At 58.5% G+C, this 21915-nt stretch carries 20 protein-coding genes; 15 read left to right on the top strand and 5 right to left on the bottom strand.

From position 1 onward, the window contains the following. The first annotated feature begins 62 nt into the window (after positions 1-62). From rpe to secG, 14 genes are all read left to right on the top strand, one after another. Entirely contained in the window at positions 63-728 is a 666-nt protein-coding gene (gene rpe / locus I6I72_RS00775) for a ribulose-phosphate 3-epimerase (protein ID WP_049062366.1), read from the top strand. A gap of 77 nt (positions 729-805) precedes the next feature. Then, complete coding sequence (gene ribD, locus I6I72_RS00770) at positions 806-1840, top strand: bifunctional diaminohydroxyphosphoribosylaminopyrimidine deaminase/5-amino-6-(5-phosphoribosylamino)uracil reductase RibD (protein ID WP_005531633.1); 1035 nt, start codon at positions 806-808, stop codon at positions 1838-1840. A gap of 37 nt (positions 1841-1877) precedes the next feature. Further along, positions 1878-2492, top strand: coding sequence for a riboflavin synthase (locus tag I6I72_RS00765; RefSeq protein WP_049062367.1), 615 nt, complete (start codon positions 1878-1880; stop codon positions 2490-2492). A gap of 11 nt (positions 2493-2503) precedes the next feature. Then, complete coding sequence (locus I6I72_RS00760; RefSeq protein ID WP_049062368.1) at positions 2504-3766, top strand: bifunctional 3,4-dihydroxy-2-butanone-4-phosphate synthase/GTP cyclohydrolase II; 1263 nt, start codon at positions 2504-2506, stop codon at positions 3764-3766. A 28-nt stretch (positions 3767-3794) separates the two neighbouring features. Then, positions 3795-4274 carry a 6,7-dimethyl-8-ribityllumazine synthase gene (gene ribH, locus I6I72_RS00755; RefSeq protein ID WP_005531627.1) on the top strand — a complete coding sequence of 160 codons (480 nt, stop codon included), beginning with the start codon at positions 3795-3797 and terminating at the stop codon, positions 4272-4274. A 52-nt stretch (positions 4275-4326) separates the two neighbouring features. Beyond that, complete coding sequence (locus I6I72_RS00750; protein ID WP_005531625.1) at positions 4327-4881, top strand: PH domain-containing protein; 555 nt, start codon at positions 4327-4329, stop codon at positions 4879-4881. A gap of 1 nt (position 4882) precedes the next feature. Continuing rightward, positions 4883-6934 carry an excinuclease ABC subunit UvrC gene (gene uvrC / locus I6I72_RS00745; RefSeq protein WP_005531623.1) on the top strand — a complete coding sequence of 684 codons (2052 nt, stop codon included), beginning with the start codon at positions 4883-4885 and terminating at the stop codon, positions 6932-6934. Positions 6935-6970: 36 nt separating this feature from the next. Continuing rightward, entirely contained in the window at positions 6971-7852 is an 882-nt protein-coding gene (rapZ, locus tag I6I72_RS00740; protein WP_049062370.1) for an RNase adapter RapZ, read from the top strand. Between the two features lie 42 nt (positions 7853-7894). Further along, positions 7895-8860 carry a gluconeogenesis factor YvcK family protein gene (locus I6I72_RS00735; RefSeq protein WP_005531618.1) on the top strand — a complete coding sequence of 322 codons (966 nt, stop codon included), beginning with the start codon at positions 7895-7897 and terminating at the stop codon, positions 8858-8860. A 102-nt stretch (positions 8861-8962) separates the two neighbouring features. After that, the gene (gene whiA / locus I6I72_RS00730) at positions 8963-9952 is read left to right on the top strand and encodes a DNA-binding protein WhiA (protein ID WP_005531616.1); all 990 of its coding nucleotides are present in this window, start codon (positions 8963-8965) and stop codon (positions 9950-9952) included. A gap of 450 nt (positions 9953-10402) precedes the next feature. Then, complete coding sequence (gene gap / locus I6I72_RS00725) at positions 10403-11410, top strand: type I glyceraldehyde-3-phosphate dehydrogenase (RefSeq protein WP_034657516.1); 1008 nt, start codon at positions 10403-10405, stop codon at positions 11408-11410. A gap of 124 nt (positions 11411-11534) precedes the next feature. After that, entirely contained in the window at positions 11535-12752 is a 1218-nt protein-coding gene (locus I6I72_RS00720; RefSeq protein ID WP_049062371.1) for a phosphoglycerate kinase, read from the top strand. Positions 12753-12790: 38 nt separating this feature from the next. Continuing rightward, positions 12791-13570 (top strand): triose-phosphate isomerase, encoded by a 780-nt coding sequence (gene tpiA, locus I6I72_RS00715; RefSeq protein ID WP_049062372.1) that lies wholly within the window; start codon positions 12791-12793, stop codon positions 13568-13570. Between the two features lie 96 nt (positions 13571-13666). Next, a complete protein-coding gene (gene secG / locus I6I72_RS00710) occupies positions 13667-13903 on the top strand; it encodes a preprotein translocase subunit SecG (RefSeq protein ID WP_005531608.1) in 237 nt (78 codons plus the stop codon). A 190-nt stretch (positions 13904-14093) separates the two neighbouring features. Here the strand turns inward: secG and pgl are convergent, their stop codons facing one another. The 5 genes from pgl to tkt form a co-directional block, all read right to left on the bottom strand. Next, a complete protein-coding gene (gene pgl, locus I6I72_RS00705) occupies positions 14094-14855 on the bottom strand; it encodes a 6-phosphogluconolactonase (RefSeq protein WP_005531606.1) in 762 nt (253 codons plus the stop codon). Positions 14856-14894: 39 nt separating this feature from the next. Next, positions 14895-15827: a glucose-6-phosphate dehydrogenase assembly protein OpcA gene (locus I6I72_RS00700; RefSeq protein ID WP_005531605.1), complete on the bottom strand. Its 933-nt coding sequence runs from the start codon at positions 15825-15827 to the stop codon at positions 14895-14897. Positions 15828-15839: 12 nt separating this feature from the next. Continuing rightward, entirely contained in the window at positions 15840-17372 is a 1533-nt protein-coding gene (gene zwf, locus I6I72_RS00695; RefSeq protein WP_049062373.1) for a glucose-6-phosphate dehydrogenase, read from the bottom strand. A 97-nt stretch (positions 17373-17469) separates the two neighbouring features. Next, positions 17470-18552, bottom strand: coding sequence for a transaldolase (tal, locus tag I6I72_RS00690; protein WP_049151705.1), 1083 nt, complete (start codon positions 18550-18552; stop codon positions 17470-17472). A 7-nt stretch (positions 18553-18559) separates the two neighbouring features. Next, positions 18560-20629, bottom strand: a complete 2070-nt coding sequence (gene tkt / locus I6I72_RS00685; RefSeq protein ID WP_168712900.1) for a transketolase — start codon at positions 20627-20629, stop codon at positions 18560-18562. 287 nt (positions 20630-20916) lie between these two features. On the opposite strand from tkt, the gene I6I72_RS00680 reads away from it, so the two are divergent. Further along, complete coding sequence (locus I6I72_RS00680) at positions 20917-21861, top strand: heme o synthase (RefSeq protein ID WP_049145838.1); 945 nt, start codon at positions 20917-20919, stop codon at positions 21859-21861. Positions 21862-21915: the final 54 nt, after the last annotated feature.

The following is a 21915-nucleotide window of genomic DNA, read 5'->3' as shown; positions in this document are numbered from 1 at the left end:
GTTAGCCGAGCTGATAAAGAAGTGGCTGCGCGCAATCGAAGGGAAGGTCTAGACTGAACACCATGCCTGCACCGATTATTTCCCCTTCGATTCTCGCCGCTGACTTCTCCCGTTTGGGGGAAGAGGTACGTGCGGTACACAACGCTGACTGGATCCACGTCGACATCATGGATGGCCACTTTGTGCCCAACCTGTCCTTCGGCCCTGACATCACCAAGACTGTTGATGGCATCACGGATCAGGTCTTGGACGTTCATCTCATGATTGAGGAACCGGAAAAGTGGGTCGAAACCTACGCTGAGGCAGGCGCTGATTGCATCATCTTCCACGTGGAAGCCGTCGCTGACGAGCATGCGGCGCTCGCGCTGGCGGATAAAATCCGCGGCATGGGCGTACGGGCGGGCTTTTCCATCAAGCCCAACACTCCCATCGAGCCGTGGTTGGACAAACTAGAGCACTTTGATTTGGCACTGGTAATGTCGGTTGAACCTGGCTTCGGAGGCCAGAAGTTTATGCCTGAGATGCTGGATAAGGTACGCACATTGCGCGCTGCCATTGATGAGCAGGGCCTCGATACCCTGATCGAAATCGACGGTGGCATCTCCGCCGAGACCATCGCTGCATCCGCGGAAGCTGGCTGCCACGCGTTCGTGGCCGGTTCTGCCATCTACAAGCAAGCAGACAAGGCCGCAGCAGTCGAGGAACTGCGCCAGCTGGCCTCGCAATAGTTTTCTAACCGCTTCACATCCCGAACCTTTCGCGGGACCGTCCTTGACCAAACGGAAATTGCAATCAGAAAGTCTTTATGAAGCTTGACCTCGATGCCGCCCTCATCCGTGCGATGGAGGCGGGTCAATCCGTGCGCGGCACGACGAGCCCCAACCCGCCGGTGGGTGCAGTCATTCTCGACGCCGAGGGCAACCTCGTAGGCACTGGCGCCACTCAGCCCGTAGGCGGGCCGCATGCCGAGGTCATGGCCCTACAAGAGGCCGGCAGCAGCGCCCGCGGCGGCATAGCAGTCGTTACACTCGAGCCGTGCAACCACACTGGGCGCACTGGCCCCTGCGCGGAAGCACTTATCGCGGCGGATATTTCCCAGGTATATTTCCTGCATCCTGACCCGAACGGCGTGGCTGCTGGCGGGGCGCAGACTCTGCGCGCCGCGGGCATTGAGGTCGCACAGATTGAAGCGCCTGCGGAGTTGCCCGTGTCCGATGCTCTCATCCCGTGGTTGACTTCGCTGCGCCTGGGCCGCCCGCACGTGACCCTAAAGTTTGCGCAAACACTCGACGGTTTTACCGCGGCAAGCGATGGTACAAGTCAATGGATTACCGGGGAGCACGCGCGTGAATGGGTGCACGTCGACCGCGCGCGGCGTGACGCCATCATTATCGGCACCGGCACCGCGCTGGCAGACAACCCCTCGTTGACCGCTCGTTTCCCCGATGGCACGCTGCGGGAGCAACAGCCGCGCCGCGTCGTGATTGGCCAAAGGAACTTAGAGGATGCGGGAGCGGCATCGTCGCATTTGCGCGAACTTGGCTACGATCAATTTGCCAACATCGATGACGCACTGATTTCGCTTTATGAGGCGGGCGCACGCGACGTGTTGGTCGAGGGCGGGGCCGGGCTGGCCAGCGCCTTCCTCAATGCCGGATACGTGGATGCGGTGCAGGCCTACATTGCGCCGCTGTTGCTCGGAGAGGGGCGGGGAGTGTTGGCCCATCCGGTGGCCCAAACCTTGCAGGATGCGCGTCGTTTTCAGCGCGTGGGCACCACCGTGCTGGGCGACGATGTGCTCATCGAGTACGTGCGCAGGCCATACGTGGATGACGAGTAGAGTCAAGCCTTCGAGATTAAAAGTTAAAGGATAGATTTTGTTTACTGGACTCGTGGAAGAAATCGGCACGGTCGCTTCCTTGGAGCGGCAGGGAGACGCGATCCGCTTAGGAATCGCCGCGCCTAAGATACTTGACGACGCCGCCCTTGGTGACTCCATCGCAATCAACGGCGTGTGCCTCACCGTGGCCGAGCGAACCGCGGACGTCTTCATCGCCGACGTCATGCAGGAATCCCTAAATCGTTCGGCGCTCGGCGAACTGCGCGTGGGGTCCCAGGTCAACGTGGAGCGTGCTCTGCTTCCAACTACCCGCTTGGGCGGCCACATCATGCAGGGCCATGTCGACGGCACTGCGAAACTCATCTCGCGCACCCCGTCTGAGAACTGGGAGGTGTTGCGTTTCGAGCTGCCCGCCGGACTTGCGCGATACGTGGTAGAGAAGGGTTCTATCGCAGTCAGCGGCACCTCGCTGACGGTAAGCAACATCGGCGCAGACTGGTTCGAGGTCTCTCTCATTCCGACAACGCTGCGCGACACCATATTCGGGCAGCTGGAAGTTGGTGCCGCAGTCAACCTCGAAGTAGATGTGCTGGCCAAGTACGTGGAAAAAATGTTTGGGCCTAACGCTTCCGGCGCCAACGGCAAGGGCTAGAGTAAGTCTTTATGACCGCTGCAGAATCTTCCGTCAAACTCGATACCGTTGAACAAGCTATTGCTGACATCGCTGCCGGCAAAGCCGTGGTGGTGGTAGACAATGAAGACCGTGAGAATGAAGGAGATCTGATTTTCGCCGCCGAGCTTGCGACTCCGGAGCTCGTGGCGTTTATGGTTCGATACACCTCCGGCTATATTTGCGCGCCACTTATGCCCGAAGATTGTGCTCGCCTCAATCTTCCGCCGATGATCGCGGTTAACGAAGATGTTCGCCACACTGCCTACACGGTCACGGTAGATGCTGCGACTGGCTCGACGGGTATCTCGGCTGGTTCCCGCGCCGAGACCATCCGGCGCCTGGCTGACCCGACCTCCGAGATCGGAGATTTCACTCGCCCTGGTCACGTAGTTCCGCTGGCTGCTCGACCCGGCGGCGTGCTGGAGCGCGACGGCCACACTGAGGCTTCCATCGACCTTGCCCGACTGGCCGGGTTGCGTCCGGCGGGCGTGCTGTGCGAGATCGTATCGGAAGAAGACCCGACCGATATGGCGCGTTCACCGGAGCTGCGCCGCTTCGCAGATGCCCATGGTTTGTCGATGATTTCGATCGAGCAGCTCATCGAATGGCGCCGCCACCATGAGACTCAGATCGTGCGCTCGGTGTCTACCCGCCTGCCTACTGAGCACGGCGTGTTTACTGCGATCGGCTACACCCACGACGTCGACAAGAGCGAGCATATCGCCTTAGTCGCAGGCGACGTCGAGGCGCTTAAGGGCGCGGAGAATGTGCTCGTGCGTGTGCATTCCGAATGCCTTACTGGCGACGTTTTTGGTTCGCGTCGCTGCGATTGCGGTCCTCAGCTCAACGCCTCTTTGCGGGCGGTGCAGGAGGCCGGACAGGGGGTTGTGGTCTACCTGCGTGGTCAAGAGGGTCGTGGAATCGGCTTGGTCAACAAGCTCAAGGCCTATCACCTGCAGGACAAGGGCCTCGACACTGTCGACGCCAACCTCGAACAGGGATTGCCCGAAGACGCACGCGAGTACTCGGTTGCGGGCCAGATCTTGCGAGACCTTGGCATTGTTTCCGCCAACTTGATGACCAACAATCCGCACAAGGGCGACGGCCTCTTTGGCTTTGGCGTCGACGTCTCCCAGCACACTAATCTGGCTGTTGCTGCCAATGAAGACAACATCACCTACCTGCGCACCAAGCGTGACCGTATGGGCCATGATCTGCCGCAGGTTGCGCAGTGGGACTCCGAGCACAGCTAAAAATTAGCACTTCTTAGAAAGGACCGTGATGGCTAAAGAAGGCCTGCCAGACATCCAGCTCGTTTCGGCCGAGGGCGTTCGCGTCGCGATCGTTACTTCAACGTGGAACGCCGAAATCTGCGATCAACTGCATAAGCGCGCGATCGAAACCGCTCAAGCATGTGGCGCCAAGGTCACCGAGCTGCGCGTGGTTGGCGCACTGGAACTGCCTGTCGTTGTCCAAGCAGCGGCTCGTTCTCACGACGCCGTCGTGGCTTTGGGCTGCGTCGTTAAGGGCGGAACCCCGCACTTCGACTATGTCTGTGACTCGGTCACCCAAGGCCTGACGCGCATTGCACTCGACGAGTCGACGCCCGTGGCGAACGGCGTGTTGACAGTTAACGAGTACTCCCAGGCCGTCGATCGTGCAGGCTTTGATACATCTGATGAAGACAAGGGCGCTGAGTCGATGGTTGCGGCTTTAGACACCGTCATGAAATTGCGTACACTGGACGGACTGGCAGGCTAAACGCCTGCGCCTAACCTGTAGTGACGCTTAAATAGGTGAGAAGAAGGACTAAATGACGGACGCACACGAATCTCAGGCGAGCGAGACTACATCTCGCAAGCACCTATCTGATGCCGAGATTCTGGCCTACACCAGCGCAGACCCTTTTGCGCTGACGTCGACCAAACCTTGGCTTTATGAGACCAAGTCTCCATACCTACGCAAGATTGCGATTGGTTGGGTAGTCCTCGTCATGGCTATCCACATCTTTATGGGTGTTACCTTGGACGTCTCCTTTACAGGTGCGGCGGTGACCACGATTGATAAGTTTGCATTCCCCGGCGTCGGCGTATTGATTTCCATCTTGTCGTGGATTGCACTGACCCGCCCACGCTTGCGGGCTAACGAGGACGGAGTCGAGGTCCGCAATATTGTCGGCACTCGTTTCTACCCATGGCAGGTTGTGTATGGGCTGTCCTTCCCAGAGGGGGAGCGTATGGCCCGCATCGAGCTTCCCGATTTCGAGTTCGTTCCTGTCTGGGCACTGCAGTCTGGTGACAAACAAGACGTAATCACTAAGGTTCGCCAGTTCCGCGAACTTGAAGCCAAGTACATGCCGCAGGACTAACGTGGCTGATCCCACAACATACAGGCCAGCGCCCGGAACGATACCCACGGAACCGGGCGTTTATAAGTTTCGCGACGAAAACCGAAGGGTAATCTACGTCGGCAAGGCCAAGAATCTCCGGGCCCGCTTGTCCAATTACTTTCAGGACATTACGCAGCTGCATCCACGCACCAGGCAGATGGTGCTCACGGCGGCTTCGGTGGAGTGGACCGTGGTGGCCAGCGAGGTCGAAGCACTCCAATTGGAATACACATGGATTAAGCGTTTCGATCCACGATTCAACGTCATGTATCGCGACGACAAGACGTACCCGATGTTGGCGGTCTCGGTGGGAGAGGCGGTTCCACGTGCGTTCTTCTATCGCGGGCCGCGCCGCAAAGGCGTGCGTTACTTCGGCCCTTATTCGCACGCCTGGGCAGTACGCGAGACCCTAGACCTACTGACCCGCGTCTTTCCTATGCGCACCTGTGCCAAGGGCGTATACAACCGCCACGAGCGCCTCGGCCGGCCGTGCCTGTTGGGTTACATCGGCAAGTGCGATGCGCCGTGTATCGGCCGCGTGTCAAAGGACGAGCACCGTGAGACGGTCAACGAGCTGGTTTCCTTTATGAACGGCAACACCAGCAAGGTAACCCGCGAGCTGACCCAGCGCATGGAGGAAGCTGCGGAGAATCTTGAGTTCGAGCTTGCCGCCCGATTGCGCGACGACCTGGGCGCCATCAATAAGATCATGGAACAACAAGCCGTGGTGTTCGGCGATGGCACCGACGCCGACCTCATCGCTTTTAGCTCCGATGAGCTAGAAGCAGCGGTACAGATTTTCCACGTACGCAATGGGCGAATCCGCGGCCAGCGCGGATGGGTCGTGGAGCGCTCTGGTGATCAGGCCCCACTCGAGCCACTCGAGGAAGGCAAACCTGACCCCGGACTTCCGGCCCTCATGCAGAACTTCCTCATTCAGTTCTATTCCGACGCTGCTGACAGGCAGAAGCAGGAATTGGAAGAAGACGCTGCGCTCAATAGGCGAGGGGTGGATCAGGAGTCCCATACCGAGGAACACCTCGGCAACGTGATCCCACGAGAAATCCTGGTCCAGGCTATGCCGGACGAGGCAGCTGAGGTCAAGTCTTTGTTGGAGCAGCTGCGTGGTGCGCACGTGGACTTGCGCGTGCCCCAGCGCGGCGACAAGCGATCCCTGATGGAGACCGTGGAGAAGAACGCCAAGGAGCAGCTTCGTCAACACAAGCTCAAGCGCGTTGGCGATATCACAGCACGCTCTGCCGCGCTGCAGGACATTCAGGAGGCCTTGGGCATGGACCAGGCGCCTTTGCGCATAGAGTGTACGGATATTTCCCACATTCAGGGCACGGACGTTGTCGCTTCTTTGGTGGTCTTTGAGGATGGGCTTCCGCGCAAGTCGGACTATCGCCGTTATCGCATTAAGGAAGCAGCTGGCGACGGCCGCTCGGACGATGTCGGCTCCATCGCTGAGGTCACGCGGCGTCGCTTTAAGCGACACAATGAAGACAAGCTGGCCAACCCAGACGAAGAGGTGGAGGAGTCGACCTTCGCTGACGAGAAGGTGACGGAAGAGTCTGCTGAAGCTGGGCGTCGTTTCGCGTATCCGCCGCAGCTCTTCATCGTTGATGGCGGTGCGCCGCAGGTAGCCGCTGCCCAGGAAGTCTTTGACGAGCTGGGCATTGTCGACGTCACTCTCGTCGGCTTGGCCAAGCGCTTGGAAGAGATCTGGGTTCCCGGTGACGATGAGCCAGTTATCTTGCCGCGAAACTCCCAGGCGTTGTTCTTGCTGCAACAGATCCGCGACGAGGCTCACCGCTTCGCCATTACCTATCACCGCCAGCAGCGCTCCAAACGCATGCGTTCCTCTGTGCTGGACAGTGTGCCTGGGTTGGGTCCACAGCGCAGGACTGACCTGGTCAAGCACTTTGGCTCGGTGAAGAAGCTGAAAGAGGCTAGCGTCGAGCAAATTGCCGCCGTAAAGGGCTTTGGCCCCAAGTTGGCCAGCGTAGTTTTTGAACACCTGCATAGTTAGGAATCTTCAGGAACCTTCCAGCTTTGGCGCGTTAAGATGGTTGCTATGACGCACTTAGAAACACCGCCGGTCTTCATTACTGGCATGTCCGGCGGCGGCCTCACCTCGGCAGCTAAGGTTCTCGAGGACAAGGGCTACTACGTGGCCCATAACATCCCGCCAAAAGCCATTGTGGATCTTCTAAAGCTGTGTTCCTTGGAAGAGACGAAGGTCAAGAAGGTTGCTGCGGTAACCGATGTGCGCTCCCGCATGTTTCATGGTTCACTGCTGGAGACCATTGATGAGGTCACGCAGTTGGGCATGAAGCCCACGGTTCTGTTTCTCGATGCGCGCGATGACGTGCTGATCCGCCGTTTTGATTCTGTTCGTCGCACGCATCCGCTGCAGGGCGATGAAACGCTCAAGGCCGGCATCCAGAGGGAGCGCCAGGTTGTGGCTGAGGTGCGCGAGCGCGCCGACATCATCATCGACACCACAAACCTGTCAATTCATGATCTGCGTCGTGCCATCGAAGCAGCATTTGGTGACATGAGCAAGGACACCCAGCACGTCACCGTTGAGTCGTTCGGCTTCAAACACGGCTCCCCACGAGACGCGGATTTGGTCGTCGACGTGCGATTCCTTCCCAACCCTTATTGGGTTCCGGAACTACGCGGATATCGAGGCACCGATGAACCTGTCTCTGATTACGTCCTCGCCCACCCTGCTGCAGAGAACTTCATCGAGCATTTCTTGGAGATGTTTGAGACCATGCTCGCTGGTTACCGCCACGAGGGTAAAAACTTCATCACCGTGGGCGTCGGGTGTACAGGTGGACATCACCGCTCCGTCGCTGTGTCAGAGGAGATTGCTCGCCGCTTGCGTCAGCGAGAAGATCTGGATGTCAATACCCTCCACCGCGACATTGCGCGGGATTAATCTCGCCCCTATTTCATTACCCGGAAAGCTCTTTTAGAACCAATGACTCGATTTTCACACATGGCATGCCTGGGTGGCGGTCACGGCCTTTACCAAACCCTGCTAGCCGCGCGAATGAGTAATGCTGAACGAATCTCGGCAATCGTCACGGTCGCAGACGACGGTGGTTCTTCTGGCCGTCTTCGCCGTGAGCTCGACATCATTCCGCCCGGAGACCTCCGGATGGCGTTGGCGGCCCTGTCTGGCGATACTGAAGCAGGCAAGATGTGGGCGCAGACTCTCCAGCATCGATTCGGCGGTAACGGGGCCATGGCCGGTCATGCGGTGGGTAATCTGCTCATTGCCGGGCTTACCGATGTTCTCGGCGATTATCAGGCCGCTCTGGACGCGGTAGCGGTGCTCACTGAGTCCCACGGTCGAGTGCTTCCCGTGGTTAATCAGCCCCTCGATATCGAAGCTGAGGTTGCCGGATTGGATGACGATCCTCGAATTATGCGGGCCGTCCGCGGGCAGGTCGCGGTGGCATCGACTCCTGGTCAAGTCCGAAGAGTAAGGATCCTTCCTGAGTACCCCGAAGCAAATCCTGAGGCTGTCGCCGCGCTTGCCGACGCCGACCTCATCACCATCGGCCCTGGCTCTTGGTTTAGCTCGGTTCTGCCGCATGTGTTGGTCCCGGAAATTGTCGATACAGTGCGTAATTCCCATGCACTGCGCGTTGTGGTACTCAACTTGTCGGCTGAGCCAGGGGAGACGCATGGCTTTTCTGCGGAGAGGCACTTACACGTTTTGGCTCAACACGCGCCTAATCTAAGAATCGACCGAGTTTTGGTGGATGAAGGCGCAATCCCGAGCGAAAGTGAGCGGGTCTATTTGCAACGCGCCGCGAGCGTTTTGGGTGCTAAAGCATCCTTCGCGGACCTTAGCCAAAGAGACGGAAATGGAGCAAGTACAAACAAACATGACCCGGAGAAGCTGTCGGTTGCTCTGGGCGAGCTTGTCAAGGGCTAAGAGACCTGAAACGTCGGCATTGAACGTATCTCGCTAAACTATAAAAACTGCCGTGTGCTTCTTGGCACACGCTCCAATGCTTTTAAGAAAGGGGCAAAGACTTTGTCTGCTTCATTGACCGATCAGGTCAAGGACGAACTCACTGAAGTCTCGGTTCCGCGCCAATCCGCACGAGCTGCGGAGATTTCAGCCATTTTGCGCTTTGCCGGCGAGTTAACCATTAGCGGCGATCAGATGGCTTATGAGGTTGAGCTTGATAATCAGCGTATTGCTGACCGCTTTGTTGATGGACTTGAAGAACTCTTCGGGCTGAAGGTCGGCACTCACGTCGTAGGGCCTGCGACTTCACAGAAGAAATCGCGGGTTCAGCTGCGTATTGCTACAGGGGCAAAAGAGTTAACTAGACGTCTCGGACTTATCACCCGCTCAGGCCATCCCGTGGTGGGTTTGCCGCCGCAGGTGATCTCCGGCTCGATTGCTGATAACGAAGCCGCATGGCGTGGCGCATTCTTGGCGCAGGGAGCGTTGACCGAGCCTGGCCGTTCTTCCACTCTGGAAGTATTGTGCCCTTGCCAAGAGGCGGCGCTTGCTCTTGTGGGGTGCGCGCGACGCCTTGGTATCGCCGCTAAGACGAAAGAAACCCGGGGGGCAGACCGTGTGGTCGTGCGTGACGGCGACGCCATTGGCGCTTTGCTGACCCGCATGGGTGCGCAAGAAACTCGTTTGACGTGGGAGAAGAAACGCGTAAAGCGCGAGGCACACGATACCTCGAAGCGCTTGGACAATTTTGACGACGCAAACCTTCGTAGATCGGCGCGCGCCGCAGTCACCGCGGCAGCTCGAGTAGAACGTGCGATGGAGATCTTGGGCGATGACGTGCCAGAACATCTTGCCGATGCCGGACGTCTGCGTGTACAGCACCGTGAAGCCTCACTCGAGGAGCTAGGTCGCCTCGCAGATCCTCCCATGACCAAGGACGCGGTGGCTGGCCGCATTCGCCGCCTGCTTTCGATGGCTGACAAACGGGCGGAAGAATTGCAGATTCCCGACACCAATGACTCAGTGACGGAGGATCTTTTCGACCAGTCCTAAAGGTTTTGGTTTAGTTCGATTCAGTATTGCCTGCCGCCTTGTCCGATCGGATGGGGCGGTTTTTGATTGGGCAAAACGGTCACATTCGGGGCGGTGAAGCTAATTTTCTTGCTGTGAAATTCTCCCGTTATTGTTGATTATCTGCCGTTAAGCTGGGGGAGTGACATATCCCACCTTTATCAACATAAAACAACATATACGGGCAAAAGCAGGTGAATTCCTGCGCATATTTACCAAGCGCTTAGACACAGGTTGCAATATTGTACGCCTCTTTTCTGGTTTCGGCATTCAACTTTCTGCACCCGCGCTCAGCCGCTGCACGCACTATGTTTGCTCGGTAGTATCGGCCGTGTTGGGAAAACTCACCGAGGTTCTTCGCATAAGGCAGAACTAGAGGAGATGCCTCGGACCAACACGAACGTTTACTCGATTTTTAGAGGAGAAATAACAGTGACCATCCGCGTAGGCATCAATGGCTTTGGCCGCATCGGCCGCAACTTCTTCCGTGCAATTGCTCAGGGCAACACCGACCTCGAGGTTGTTGCAGTCAACGACCTGACCGATAACGGCACCCTCGCAAACCTGCTGAAGTACGACTCCGTGTTGGGCCGTTTCGATGGCGAAATCTCCTTCGACGATGAGTCCATCACCGTCAACGGCCACCGCATCGCAGTCTCCGCAGAGCGCGATCCAAAGAACCTAAAGTGGTCCGACCACAACGTTGACATCGTTGTTGAGTCCACCGGCTTCTTCACCGACGGTGAGGCTGCAAAGGCTCACATCGAGGCTGGCGCAAAGAAGGTCATCATCTCTGCACCTGCTAAGAACGTGGACGCAACATTCGTTTACGGCGTCAACTCCGATTCTTACGACCCTGCAAACCACAACGTCATCTCCGCAGCATCTTGCACCACCAACTGCCTAGCTCCGATGGCTAAGGTTCTCAACGACAAGTTCGGCATCGAGAAGGGCCTCATGACCACCGTTCACTCCTACACCGGTGACCAGCGCATCCAGGACGCTCCTCACAAGGACCCACGCCGTGCACGCGCCGCTGCTGTGAACATGGTTCCTACCTCCACCGGTGCAGCTAAGGCTGTTGCTCTGGTTCTGCCTGAACTCGAGGGCAAGCTGGACGGCTACGCAATGCGTGTTCCGACCATCACGGGTTCCGCAACAGACCTGACCTTCACCGCTTCCCGCGACGTCACCGTTGAAGAAGTCAACGCTGCAATCAAGGAAGCTGCTGTCGGCGAGTTCGGCGAGACCCTGGCTTACACCGAGGACCCAATCGTCTCCACCGACATCATCACCGACCCGCACGGCTGCATCTTCGATGCTGGCGTAACCAAGGTTTCCAACGGCAACCTGGTTAAGGTTCTCGGCTGGTACGACAACGAGTGGGGCTACACCAACCAGCTCGTACGCACCACCTCCCTGGTCGCTTCCAAGCTCTAATCCGCTGCGAGTCCTAAAGACCTCACTTGGATGATTAACCGGCCCACACTTTGCCCACTTGGGCTAGGCGTGGGCCGGTATTCTTATATAGAACTCTTTTTAAAAATCGATTAAGGAGAAAATTATGGCTTTCAAGACCCTAGATGATCTCATCGCCGAAGGCGTTGAGTCCCGCCACGTACTCGTCCGCTCCGACTTCAACGTCCCACTGGACGATGAGGGTAACATCACCGACTCCGGACGCATCACCGCTTCGCTGCCTACCATCAAGGCACTCGTCGAGGGCGGCGCCAAGGTTATCCTGTCCGCACACCTTGGCCGGCCTAAGGGTGAGGTCAACCCGAAGTACTCCCTGGCTCCTGTAGCTGAGGCTCTTTCCGAGGCTCTCGGCCAGTACGTCGCACTGGCTGGCGACGTCACCGGTGAAGACGCTCACGAGCGTGCCAACGGCCTTAACGATGGCGACGTAATGCTCATCGAAAACGTCCGCTTCGACCCACGTGAGACCTCTAAGGACGAGGCAGAGCGCGGTGCTTTCGCAGACGAGCTCGTTGCCCTTGCCGCTGACAATGGTGCATTCGTCTCCGACGGTTTCGGTGTTGTCCACCGTGCACAGGCTTCTGTGTACGACGTCGCCAAGCGCCTGCCCGCATACGCCGGCAAGCTCGTGCAGAAAGAGGTAGAGACTCTCGCTGCAGTTGCTGAAAAGCCTGAGTCCCCATACGTCGTTGTGCTCGGCGGCGCCAAGGTATCTGACAAGCTCGGCGTCATTGAGGCTCTTGCTGGCAAGGCAGACAAGGTCATCATCGGCGGCGGCATGTGCTACACCCTGCTAGCTGCTAAGGGCTACAACGTCCAGAACTCCCTTCTGCAGGAAGACCAGATCGACAACTGCAAGGACCTCCTTGAGCGCTTCGGCGATAAGATTGTCCTGCCAGTTGACCTGATTGCTGCAACCGAGTTCGACGCTGATGCGGAAAACAAGGTTGTCGCCCTCGACGGCATCCCAGAGGGCTGGATGTCCCTAGACATCGGGCCAGAGTCCGTTAAGGAATTCGACAAGGTGATTGCTTCCTCCAAGACCCTCTTCTGGAACGGCCCAATGGGTGTGTTCGAGATGGAGGCATTCTCCAAGGGCACCGCTGGCGTCGCTCAGTCCATTATCGATGCAACTAAGAACAACGGCTCCTTCACTGTTGTCGGTGGTGGCGACTCCGCCGCTTCCGTCCGCCTCCTTGGCCTTGATGAGGACGGCTTCTCCCACATCTCTACCGGTGGTGGCGCTTCCCTCGAGTTCCTTGAGGGCAAGGAGCTGCCGGGTGTATCGGTTCTGCAGTCCTAATCGAGCCACTAAACTCTTTAAGAAAGGAATTTCCCACTATGGCACGTAAGCCACTTATCGCCGGCAACTGGAAGATGAACCTCGACCACAAGGAAGCAATCGCTTCCATCCAGAAGTTCGACTTCTCCCTTCCAAAGGACTACTACGAGAAGGTCGACGTTGCCTTCATGGTTCCGTTCACCGACCTGCGCACCTTGCAGACTCTCTCTGAGGGCGACAAGCTCGAGCTGACCTACGGTGCTCAGGACATCTCCAAGCACGAGTCCGGCGCCTACACCGGCGAAGTCTCCGGCAAGATGCTCTCCGCACTCGGCTGCACCTGGGTTGTCGTTGGTCACTCCGAGCGCCGCGAGTACCACGGTGAGACCGACGAGCTCGTCGCAGAGAAGGCTGCTGCTGCGCTGAGGAACGGCATCAGCCCGATCGTCTGCGTTGGCGAGCCGCTCGATGTCCGTGAAGCTGGCACCCACGTTGACTACGTGGTCAACCAGACCCGCAATTCCCTCGCTTGTCTGAGCGCTGAGGATCTTTCCAAGACCGTCGTTGCTTACGAACCAGTGTGGGCTATCGGTACTGGCAAGGTTGCTTCGGCTGACGATGCACAGGAAGTATGTGCGGCAATCCGTGACCTCGTCCGTGAGCTTGCAGGCGATGAGGTAGCAGAGGGCATCCGAATCCTCTACGGTGGCTCTGTCAAGGTTGATTCCGTGGCTGAGATTGTGGGTAAGCCGGACGTTGACGGCGGCCTGGTCGGCGGCGCATCACTCGTTGGTGACGAATTCGCCAAGCTCGCTGCGAACGCGTCGACTGCAGTTTAACTCTGGAACCTAGGCGTGGGTCGGAATATCGTCCGGCCCACGTCGTGGTGTAAAGTGGTCCGGAGTTAATTAATAAAGTTTGAGAGGAACGATCCTATGATCTTGGCCCTGGAAATCATCCTGGTGATTGCCGCGATCCTCATGTCTATCTTTGTTCTCCTGCACAAGGGTAAGGGTGGCGGTCTGTCCAGCCTTTTCGGTGGAGGCGTCCAGTCCAACCTTTCGGGCTCCACGGTCGTGGAGAAGAACTTGGACCGCTACACCATTGTCATGGTGATTATCTGGTTGGCGTGCATCGTTGCGCTGAACCTGATCCAGGCATTCGGCGTCTAATCGCGTAAGAAGAAGCCCGCGTTGACTGTTAATGGTCAACGCGGGCTTTTTCTATGCCTAGCTTCGGAGCTGTCGGGCTCCGTGCTATCGGTATATCCCACCCTAAAACGTGCATAACTGCCAACGAAAGGCTCACAAAGCGCTTGCGGAGGCGCTTCGTTGGCAGATACGCAGATCTCTCAACGAGTTGTTAGAGTTCACCCGCTGCGTCATCGGACAGGAAGAGGATTGTCTCCTGGGTTCCGTGTGCACCAGCAGCCGGCCACTCCACAGCAGGAGAGCCCTTAACGATGTGAGACGCAGCCTCAGCCTTTTCAGCACCGGACACTAGGAACCACACCCGCTGGGAACGGTTAACCGCAGGGAGGGTCAAAGTAACCCGCTCTGCCGGGGGCTTCGGAGAGTCGTGAACTGCCACAACGAGTTCCTCCTCCTCGAGGACCGCAGGGGAGTGCGGGAACATCGAGTTGATGTGCCCCTCGCCACCCATGCCCAACAAGTGAAGGTCGAAGCCGTTTGGGGCGAATTCGGCAATCTCGCCGGCATATGCCTTAGCGGCATGCTCCATGGCGATGGCGCCTAAATCGAGACCATGGATGTGTTGCTCAGGAATGCCTACCTCGTGGAGAAGAGCAGCACGGGCTTGACCCTCATTGGAATCAGGATCAGAAACTGGGACATTTCGCTCATCACCGAAGAATACGTGGACGCGAGTCCAGTCAATTGCCAGAGCAGGGTAGTCCTCACTCTGGCCATGTGCTGCCGCATCAAGGCGAGCCAGTTCGCGGAGTGTTCCTATGCCAGCGCCGCCGCCAGTGAGAACCACGCGGGCAACGCCATCATTGTGGAGCCCGCCGCCCGGGGCCTGAATCGCCGTCACGACGTCGATGAATTTAAGGGCGGCAGAGGATATGAGTTCGTCTACATCGCTCACGCGGTGAAGAGTGACCATGTCAGTGAGATCCTTAAGGGTCAAAAAATAGTAGTAGGGCTAACTGTAGTCCACGCGCGGCAAAGCTCGAAGCGTATGCGCGTATGTCTTGTCGGAATCGAGATGACGTAGCTCTTCAGAAAGGACCTCCGCCTGTGAACGGATGCCCAAAGAGACCAGAGAGTCCGGAGAGCCAGGAACTTGTACGCGAACAGTTCCTGCGTCGACCACTTCCACAGTGACGTGGGAAGATACGCGGTTGAAGCGCAAAGAATGAATGGGGAAGGAACCCTTTTCCGGCGACTGCGTAACGTTGCGGTGTACTGGAACGCTCAGGGCGTCGAGAAGCCAGCCTGCAGCAAAGTCCGCTGCTGGGTTGAGTTGTGCCCCGCATACTTCTACTGACTCGACCGGTTCATGAGGGTGGCGGTCTAGGGCCGAGGCCACGATTCCGCGCCACAGCGTAATGGCGGCCCAGGACATATCAGAATCACCCGGGGTGTACCCGTGGGAGAGCTGCATCAGTTCTTCGTGCGTTGCGCCCTCGCCATAGGCCACGTTGGTAATACGGCGCTGCGCGAGCTTGCCAATCGGGCTGCGGGCAGGGTGCTCCGGGCACTTCGTGGGCCACCACGCCACAATCGGGGTATCCGGGAGCAGCAGCGGAGTGACTACGGATTCGGCCTGCGCAGACAGAGCTCCCTTCAAGTGCATGACCACGATCTCCGAAGCACCAGCCTCGCCACCGACGCGTAGCTCGGCATCGAGATGAGTTTCTTCCAAGTGGGAACCAGCAATGACCACGAGCACGCGTGACGGGTGCTCATGGGAGGCGTCGCGCACGGAGGAAAGAATCGCCTCGATGTCGTCGCCTTCGTTGGCAGCAACGATGAGGGTCAGCACGCGGCCGGTGGTCAAGGTGTAGTGTTCTTGGGCCTCAACGAGTTTCTTGGAGATCTTGCGCGTCGTGGTGTCAGGCAATGGAATAATCAACGCTTCTTCTCCTTATGGTCGGCGCCAGGAGTGGCCCCGGCGGCGCAACATCGTATTGGCAGACTCAGGGCCCCACGTTCCCGCGGGGTATTCCTCAGGTTGGCCAGCTTTGGACCAGTACTCGATGATGGGATCGAGGATGGACCAGGACAGCTCAACCTCTTCGTTGGTGGGGAAGAGGGAGGACTCGTCGAGGAGGGCATCGAGGATGAGACGCTCGTAGGCTTCGGGGGACTCTTCAGTGAAGGCCTCCGCGTAGGCGAAGTCCATGTTCACATCGCGAACCTCCATGGTGGAGCCCGGCACCTTCGAGCCGAAGCGCATGGTAACGCCCTCGTCAGGCTGGACACGGATGACCACGGCGTTCTGGCCCAGCGACTCGGCTTGGCCCTTGTGGAAAGGCTGATGCGGCGCGGTCTTGAAGACCAAGGCGATCTCCGTGACGCGACGGCCCAAGCGCTTGCCGGTGCGCAGGTAGAAAGGAACACCTGCCCAGCGGCGCGAATTTACCTCGAGGGTGCAGGCAGCATAAGTCTCGGTGGTGGAGGCAGGATCGAATCCTTCCTCTTCGCGAAGACCGCGCACGTATTCAGAGCCCTGCCATCCGGCCGAGTACTGGCCGCGGGCAGTGGTCTTGTTCAGCGGGTGCACCGGCTGCGTCGCACGCAGCACCTTGATCTTTTCGGCCTGCAGAGCTTCCGGCGCGAATGAGGATGGTTCCTCCATTGCAACGAGCGCGAGCAGCTGCAGCAGGTGGTTCTGGATGACGTCACGGGCAGCGCCGATTCCGTCGTAGTAGCCAGCGCGGCCACCGAGGCCGATGTCCTCAGCCATCGTAATCTGCACGTGGTCGATGTAATGCGCGTTCCACATCGGCTCGAAAATCTGGTTGGCAAAGCGCAGAGCCATGATGTTTTGTACGGTTTCCTTGCCCAAGTAGTGGTCAATACGGAAGACCGAGGACTCGGGGAACACTGCATTGACGATTTCGTTGAGCTTGCGCGCGGATTCCTGGTTGTGACCGAAAGGTTTTTCAATAATGACGCGGCGCCACGAGTCGTTAGCGCTGTTCGCCATACCCACACGCTCGAGTTGGTGGCAGATGCTCGAGAAGAACTCTGGTGGGACAGACAAGTAATAAGCCCAGTTGCCGCCGGTACCGCGTGAGGTATCGAGCTCCGCGAGGCGAGCAGAAAGGCCGTCGAAGCCAGCGTCGTCAAAAGCGCCATGCACGAACTCAATGCCTTGGACTAGGTGCTGCCAAACATGTTCGTTGAACTTGGTGCGGGCGCCAGCCTTGACGGCTCCCAGCACATACTCGGCAAAAGCGTCCTTGTCCCAGTCGCGGCGTCCGTAGCCTACCAAAGTAAAGCCCGCGGGCAAGAGGCCGCGGTTGGCAAGGTCGTAGATAGCTGGCAGCAGCTTTTTGTAGGCGAGGTCGCCGGTTACCCCGAAGATAACCATGCCGGAAGGGCCGGCGATGCGCGGGAGGCGCTTATCCTTCTCGTTGCGCAGTGGATTTACCCAGGCGCTCGATTCCGTCACAGGGTTTCCTTTCCCAAATCTTTGTCCAGCGACACATTCTAGCGACAAGCGCCCCGCTGAGGTTAGTCAGCGGGGCGCAAGGCGAAGAATTCTTTAGTTAAAGACGAGCAGCCATGGATTCGAGCAGCTCATCCCAAGCAGCGACGAACTTGTCGACGCCTTCCTTCTCCAGCACTGCGAACACGTCCTGGAAGTCGATGCCCAAATCCTCGAGCTCAGCGAATACTGCATCTGCTTCAGCCTTCGCTCCGGAGAGGGTGTCACCGTGCAGGTTACCTTCGGAAAGGACCGCATCAATGGTCTTTTCCGGCATGGTGTTGACCGTGTGCGGGCCAGCAAGCTCGGAAACGTACAGCGTTGCTGGGTACTCCGGGTTCTTCACGCCGGTAGATGCCCACAGTGGGCGCTGCACGTTTGCGCCCTCTGGAAGATCATCCGAGTTGAGCAATTCTTCCTCGAAAAGGGCGTAAGCACGCTGCGCATTGGCGACGCCCGCTTTGCCACGTGCCGCGAGAGCTTCCGGCGTGCCGATGGTCTCGAGGCGCTTGTCCACCTCAGTATCTAGACGGGAAACGAAGAAGGACGCGACCGAGTGAATCTTGGATACGTCATGACCTGCCTCAGCAGCGCGCTTGATGCCCTTTTTGAACGCATCGATGACCTGGGCGTAGCGCTCCACGGAGAAGATCAAGGTGACGTTGACCGAGATGCCGTCGGCAAGCGCGTCTGCGATAGCCGGCAGCGAGCCCTCCGTTGCCGGAATCTTGATCATCAGGTTCGGGCGGTTGACACGCGCCCACAGCTCACGAGCCTGCTGGATGGTGGCCTGGGTATCTGCAGAAATGCGCGGATCCACCTCGATGGACACGCGGCCGTCGCGGCCTTCAGATGCCTTGTAGATGCCGGCGAAGAGATCGCAAGCATTGGCGACGTCGTCGATCGCCAGGGAGTAGACGGCGTCGTCAGCCTTGGCGCCCTCTTCCTCCAACGCAGCAATCGCGGAATCGTACGCGGTGCCCTTCGACATCGCTGCCGCGAAGATTGCCGGGTTGGTGGTAACACCCACGATGGACTTGGTCTTGATGATCTCCGCCAAGTTGCCGGACTCCAGCCTCTCGCGGGAGAGGTCGTCGAGCCACGTGGAGGTACCGAGCTGTGCTAGTTCGTCAATGTGAGACATGCTTTCCTTACTTGCTTGCGGTGATGGATTCGCGGGCGGCGTCGACTACCGCAGCGGTAGTGAAGCCGAACTTCTCAAAGAGCTCCTCTGCTGGGGCAGAAGCGCCGAAGTGCTCGAGGGAGACATTGCGGCCGAAGGTGCCGGTGTACTTGTGCCATGGCATTGCCAGGCCTGCCTCGACGGAGACGCGGGCGCGGACAGCGGAAGGCAGAACGGACTCGCGGTAGGCGTCGTCCTGCTCGTCGAACCACTCAAGGCACGGAGCCGAAACGACGCGGGCTGCGGTGCCCTCGGATTCGAGCTGTTGGGCTGCTTTGACCGCGAGCTTAACCTCGGAACCGGTTGCCATGAGGATGACGTCTGGAGTTTCCTTGGAACCTTCGACCAGAACGTAAGCGCCGCGGCGAACGCCGTCGCGTGCCTTCTCCTTGGTGCCCTCGAGGACAGGCAGGTTCTGGCGGGACAGCGCCAGGCCCTTTGGAGCAGCTTTGTACTCGAATGCAGCGGCCCATGCCTGCGCGGTCTCGTTGGCGTCTGCCGGACGGATGACGGAGAGGTTCGGAATAGCGCGCAGTGCGGCGAGCGTTTCTACCGGCTGGTGGGTCGGGCCGTCCTCGCCCAAGCCGATGGAGTCGTGGGTCCACACGTAGTAGGTGTCAGTAGACATCAAGGCGCCTAGGCGAACGGCAGGGTACTGGTACTCAGAGAAGATGAGGAAGGTACCGCCGTACACGCGGGTGTTTCCGTGCAGGGCGATGCCGTTCATGATGGCGGCCATGGCGTGCTCACGGATACCAAAGTGGAGGTTGCGGCCGTATGGCTGGGCATTCCAAGCGCCAGTGGTGATGGACTCTGGGCCGAAGGACTCGGCGCCCTTGATAACGGTGTTGTTGGAGCCTGCAAGGTCAGCGGAGCCGCCCCACATCTCCGGGACAGCAGCAGCCAGTGCCTGAATGGTAGCTTCAGAAGCCTTACGGGTGGCTACGGATTCGCCGGCATCCCAGGTCGGAAGCTCCGAATCAAAGTTCTCTGGCAGCTCACGGGACTGCATGCGGTCGAAGAGGGCCTTTGCCTCCGGATTAGCGGAAGCCCAAGCATCGAACTTTTCCTGCCACTCGACGTGGGCCTGAGCACCGCGCTCGCGCAGCTTGCGGGTGTGGTTAATGACCTCGTCGGAGACCTCGAAGGTCTGTGCTGGGTCGAAGCCTAAGACTTCCTTGGTTGCGGCGACTTCGTCGTCACCCAAGGCGGCACCGTGTACGCCACCGGTGTTCATCTTGTTAGGTGCCGGGTAACCGATGACGGTCTTGACGCGGATGAAGGAAGGACGCTCGGTCTCCTCACGCGCAGCCTTGGCAGCGGCTTCGAGGGCTACGACGTCCTCGCCGGATTCCACGGTCTGTACGTGCCAGCCATATGCCTCGTAGCGCTTGACGACGTCCTCGTTGAACGCGATGTTCGTATCGTCCTCGATGGAGATGCGGTTGTCATCCCAGAATACGATCAGGTTGCCGAGCTTCTGCGTCCCCGCGAGGGAAGAGGCCTCTGCGGTAACGCCCTCTTGCAGGTCACCATCGGACGCGATGACGTAGATGTGGTGATCGAAAGGGGACTCGCCTGCGGGTGCGGACGCGTCGAAAAGGCCGCGCTCCTTGCGGGAAGCCATGGCCATGCCCACTGCGGAGGCCAGGCCCTGGCCGAGCGGGCCGGTGGTGATTTCAACACCATCGGTGTGGTTAACCTCCGGGTGGCCCGGGGTCAGCGAGCCCCAGGTACGCAGGGACTTGAGGTCATCAAGCTCGAGACCGAAGCCGCCGAGGTAAAGCTGGATGTACTGGGTCAGCGAGGAGTGGCCAACGGAGAGGACAAAGCGGTCACGGCCAGCCCACTTCACATCGTTAGGGTCGTGATTAATGACGCGCTGGTAGAGCGTGTAGGCGAGGGGCGCCAGCGACATCGCGGTACCCGGGTGGCCGGAACCGCACTTCTGGACGGCGTCCGCGGCCAGGACACGGACAGTATCTACTGCGCGAGTATCCACGTCGGTCCAGTCAGCCGGGTAACGGCGTTCAACCATGGCCTGCAGTTCTGGGGACAGCTTTTCTTGCGACACTGTGGGAAGCCTCACTTTTAGGTTCGAATGTTCATTGACCCCTCAAGTCTAGAGGTTTTGATTTGTCAGTGACGAGATTTTCATTTGCCCGTGGCGGATTATTGAAACTGTCTGAGAAACTGTAGGCTGGCATGGTTAAGAAGCCACGGCCGCGCGCGGGAACTATTTAACCCGAATAGCCGACTACTACATTGCGGCCTCTTACCCAGGCAGCTGAAATACACCCATGCCAGATACTGGAGGAATAATCCTTGGAGACGATCAAGGCCTATTTTGCGCTGACGAAGCCGAGGATCATTGAGCTCCTCCTTGTTGCCGCAATCCCGGCGATGCTCCAGGCACAGCGTGGAATCGAGTCCGTGACGGATAACTTCTGGCTGATTCTGTCCACCATCTTCGGCGGCTGGATGGGCGCGGCAGCTGCTCATACTTTTAACAACGTTGTCGACTATGAGATCGACCAGAAGATGCAGCGCACGCGTGCAAGGCCGCTGGTACGCGCCAAGATTTCGCGCCGTAACGCAGCCATCTTCGCGTGGATCATGCTGTTTCTTTCCGTCTTCTGGCTGGGCGTACTCGCGCACTCGTGGCTTGCAGCCTTCTTCGTGCTCCTGACGAACTTCTTCTACGTGTTCGTCTATACGAAGTTCTTGAAAATGCGAAACTCCCAGAACATCGTCTGGGGTGGCCTCGCAGGCTGTATGCCGGCAATGGTCGGCTGGGCGGTCATCCGCGACAACGCCCCGGCCGGCGAGCCGGACAAGTGGTGGCAGGCCATCGTCCTGTTCCTCATCATCTTCTTCTGGACCCCGCCGCACACGTGGGCCCTGGCCATGAAGTATAAGGAGGACTACCGCAAGGCAGGCGTGCCGATGCTGCCCGTCGTGGCACCAGAGGTGGAGGTCACCCGCCAGATCGTTTGGTACACCGTTGGCACCGTCATCGTGACTTTCCTCATCATTCCGGCTGCCTCGTGGATTTACCTCGTTGCCGCAGTGGTCTCAGGTGCAGTCTTCCTGTGGATTGCTATAGCTCTGCATAAGGGCGTGAAGAACGGCGCGAAGGTCAAGCCGATGCGCTTGTTTATCTACTCCAACAACTACCTTTCAGTTCTCTTCATCGGCCTGTCTATCGATGCCGTGCTCGGTTGGGAATCCATCGGTAGCATGCTGGGTTGGTCCACCGTCTGGTTCTAAGCTCTCGGAGAGCTTTAAAAGCCATCTAGGGATGTTTAGGAAAGCAGAACGGCG

This window comes from Corynebacterium striatum, assembly GCF_016728105.1.
GTDB lineage: Bacteria > Actinomycetota > Actinomycetes > Mycobacteriales > Mycobacteriaceae > Corynebacterium > Corynebacterium striatum.
This window is presented reverse-complemented; position numbering and strand designations above follow the sequence as displayed.

Excerpts from the sequence above, each read along its gene's own strand:
- tkt (WP_168712900.1), bottom strand. The coding sequence starts at position 20,629 with ATGGTTGAACGCCGTTACCCGGCTGACTGGACCGACGTGGATACTCGC.
- I6I72_RS00760 (WP_049062368.1), top strand. The coding sequence starts at position 2,504 with ATGACCGCTGCAGAATCTTCCGTCAAACTCGATACCGTTGAACAAGCT.
- I6I72_RS00720 (WP_049062371.1), top strand. The coding sequence starts at position 11,535 with ATGGCTTTCAAGACCCTAGATGATCTCATCGCCGAAGGCGTTGAGTCC.
- rpe (WP_049062366.1), top strand. The coding sequence starts at position 63 with ATGCCTGCACCGATTATTTCCCCTTCGATTCTCGCCGCTGACTTCTCC.
- pgl (WP_005531606.1), bottom strand. The coding sequence starts at position 14,855 with ATGGTCACTCTTCACCGCGTGAGCGATGTAGACGAACTCATATCCTCT.
- rapZ (WP_049062370.1), top strand. The coding sequence starts at position 6,971 with ATGGTTGCTATGACGCACTTAGAAACACCGCCGGTCTTCATTACTGGC.
- secG (WP_005531608.1), top strand. The coding sequence starts at position 13,667 with ATGATCTTGGCCCTGGAAATCATCCTGGTGATTGCCGCGATCCTCATG.
- tpiA (WP_049062372.1), top strand. The coding sequence starts at position 12,791 with ATGGCACGTAAGCCACTTATCGCCGGCAACTGGAAGATGAACCTCGAC.
- I6I72_RS00750 (WP_005531625.1), top strand. The coding sequence starts at position 4,327 with ATGACGGACGCACACGAATCTCAGGCGAGCGAGACTACATCTCGCAAG.
- tal (WP_049151705.1), bottom strand. The coding sequence starts at position 18,552 with ATGTCTCACATTGACGAACTAGCACAGCTCGGTACCTCCACGTGGCTC.
- ribH (WP_005531627.1), top strand. The coding sequence starts at position 3,795 with ATGGCTAAAGAAGGCCTGCCAGACATCCAGCTCGTTTCGGCCGAGGGC.
- ribD (WP_005531633.1), top strand. The coding sequence starts at position 806 with ATGAAGCTTGACCTCGATGCCGCCCTCATCCGTGCGATGGAGGCGGGT.
- I6I72_RS00735 (WP_005531618.1), top strand. The coding sequence starts at position 7,895 with ATGACTCGATTTTCACACATGGCATGCCTGGGTGGCGGTCACGGCCTT.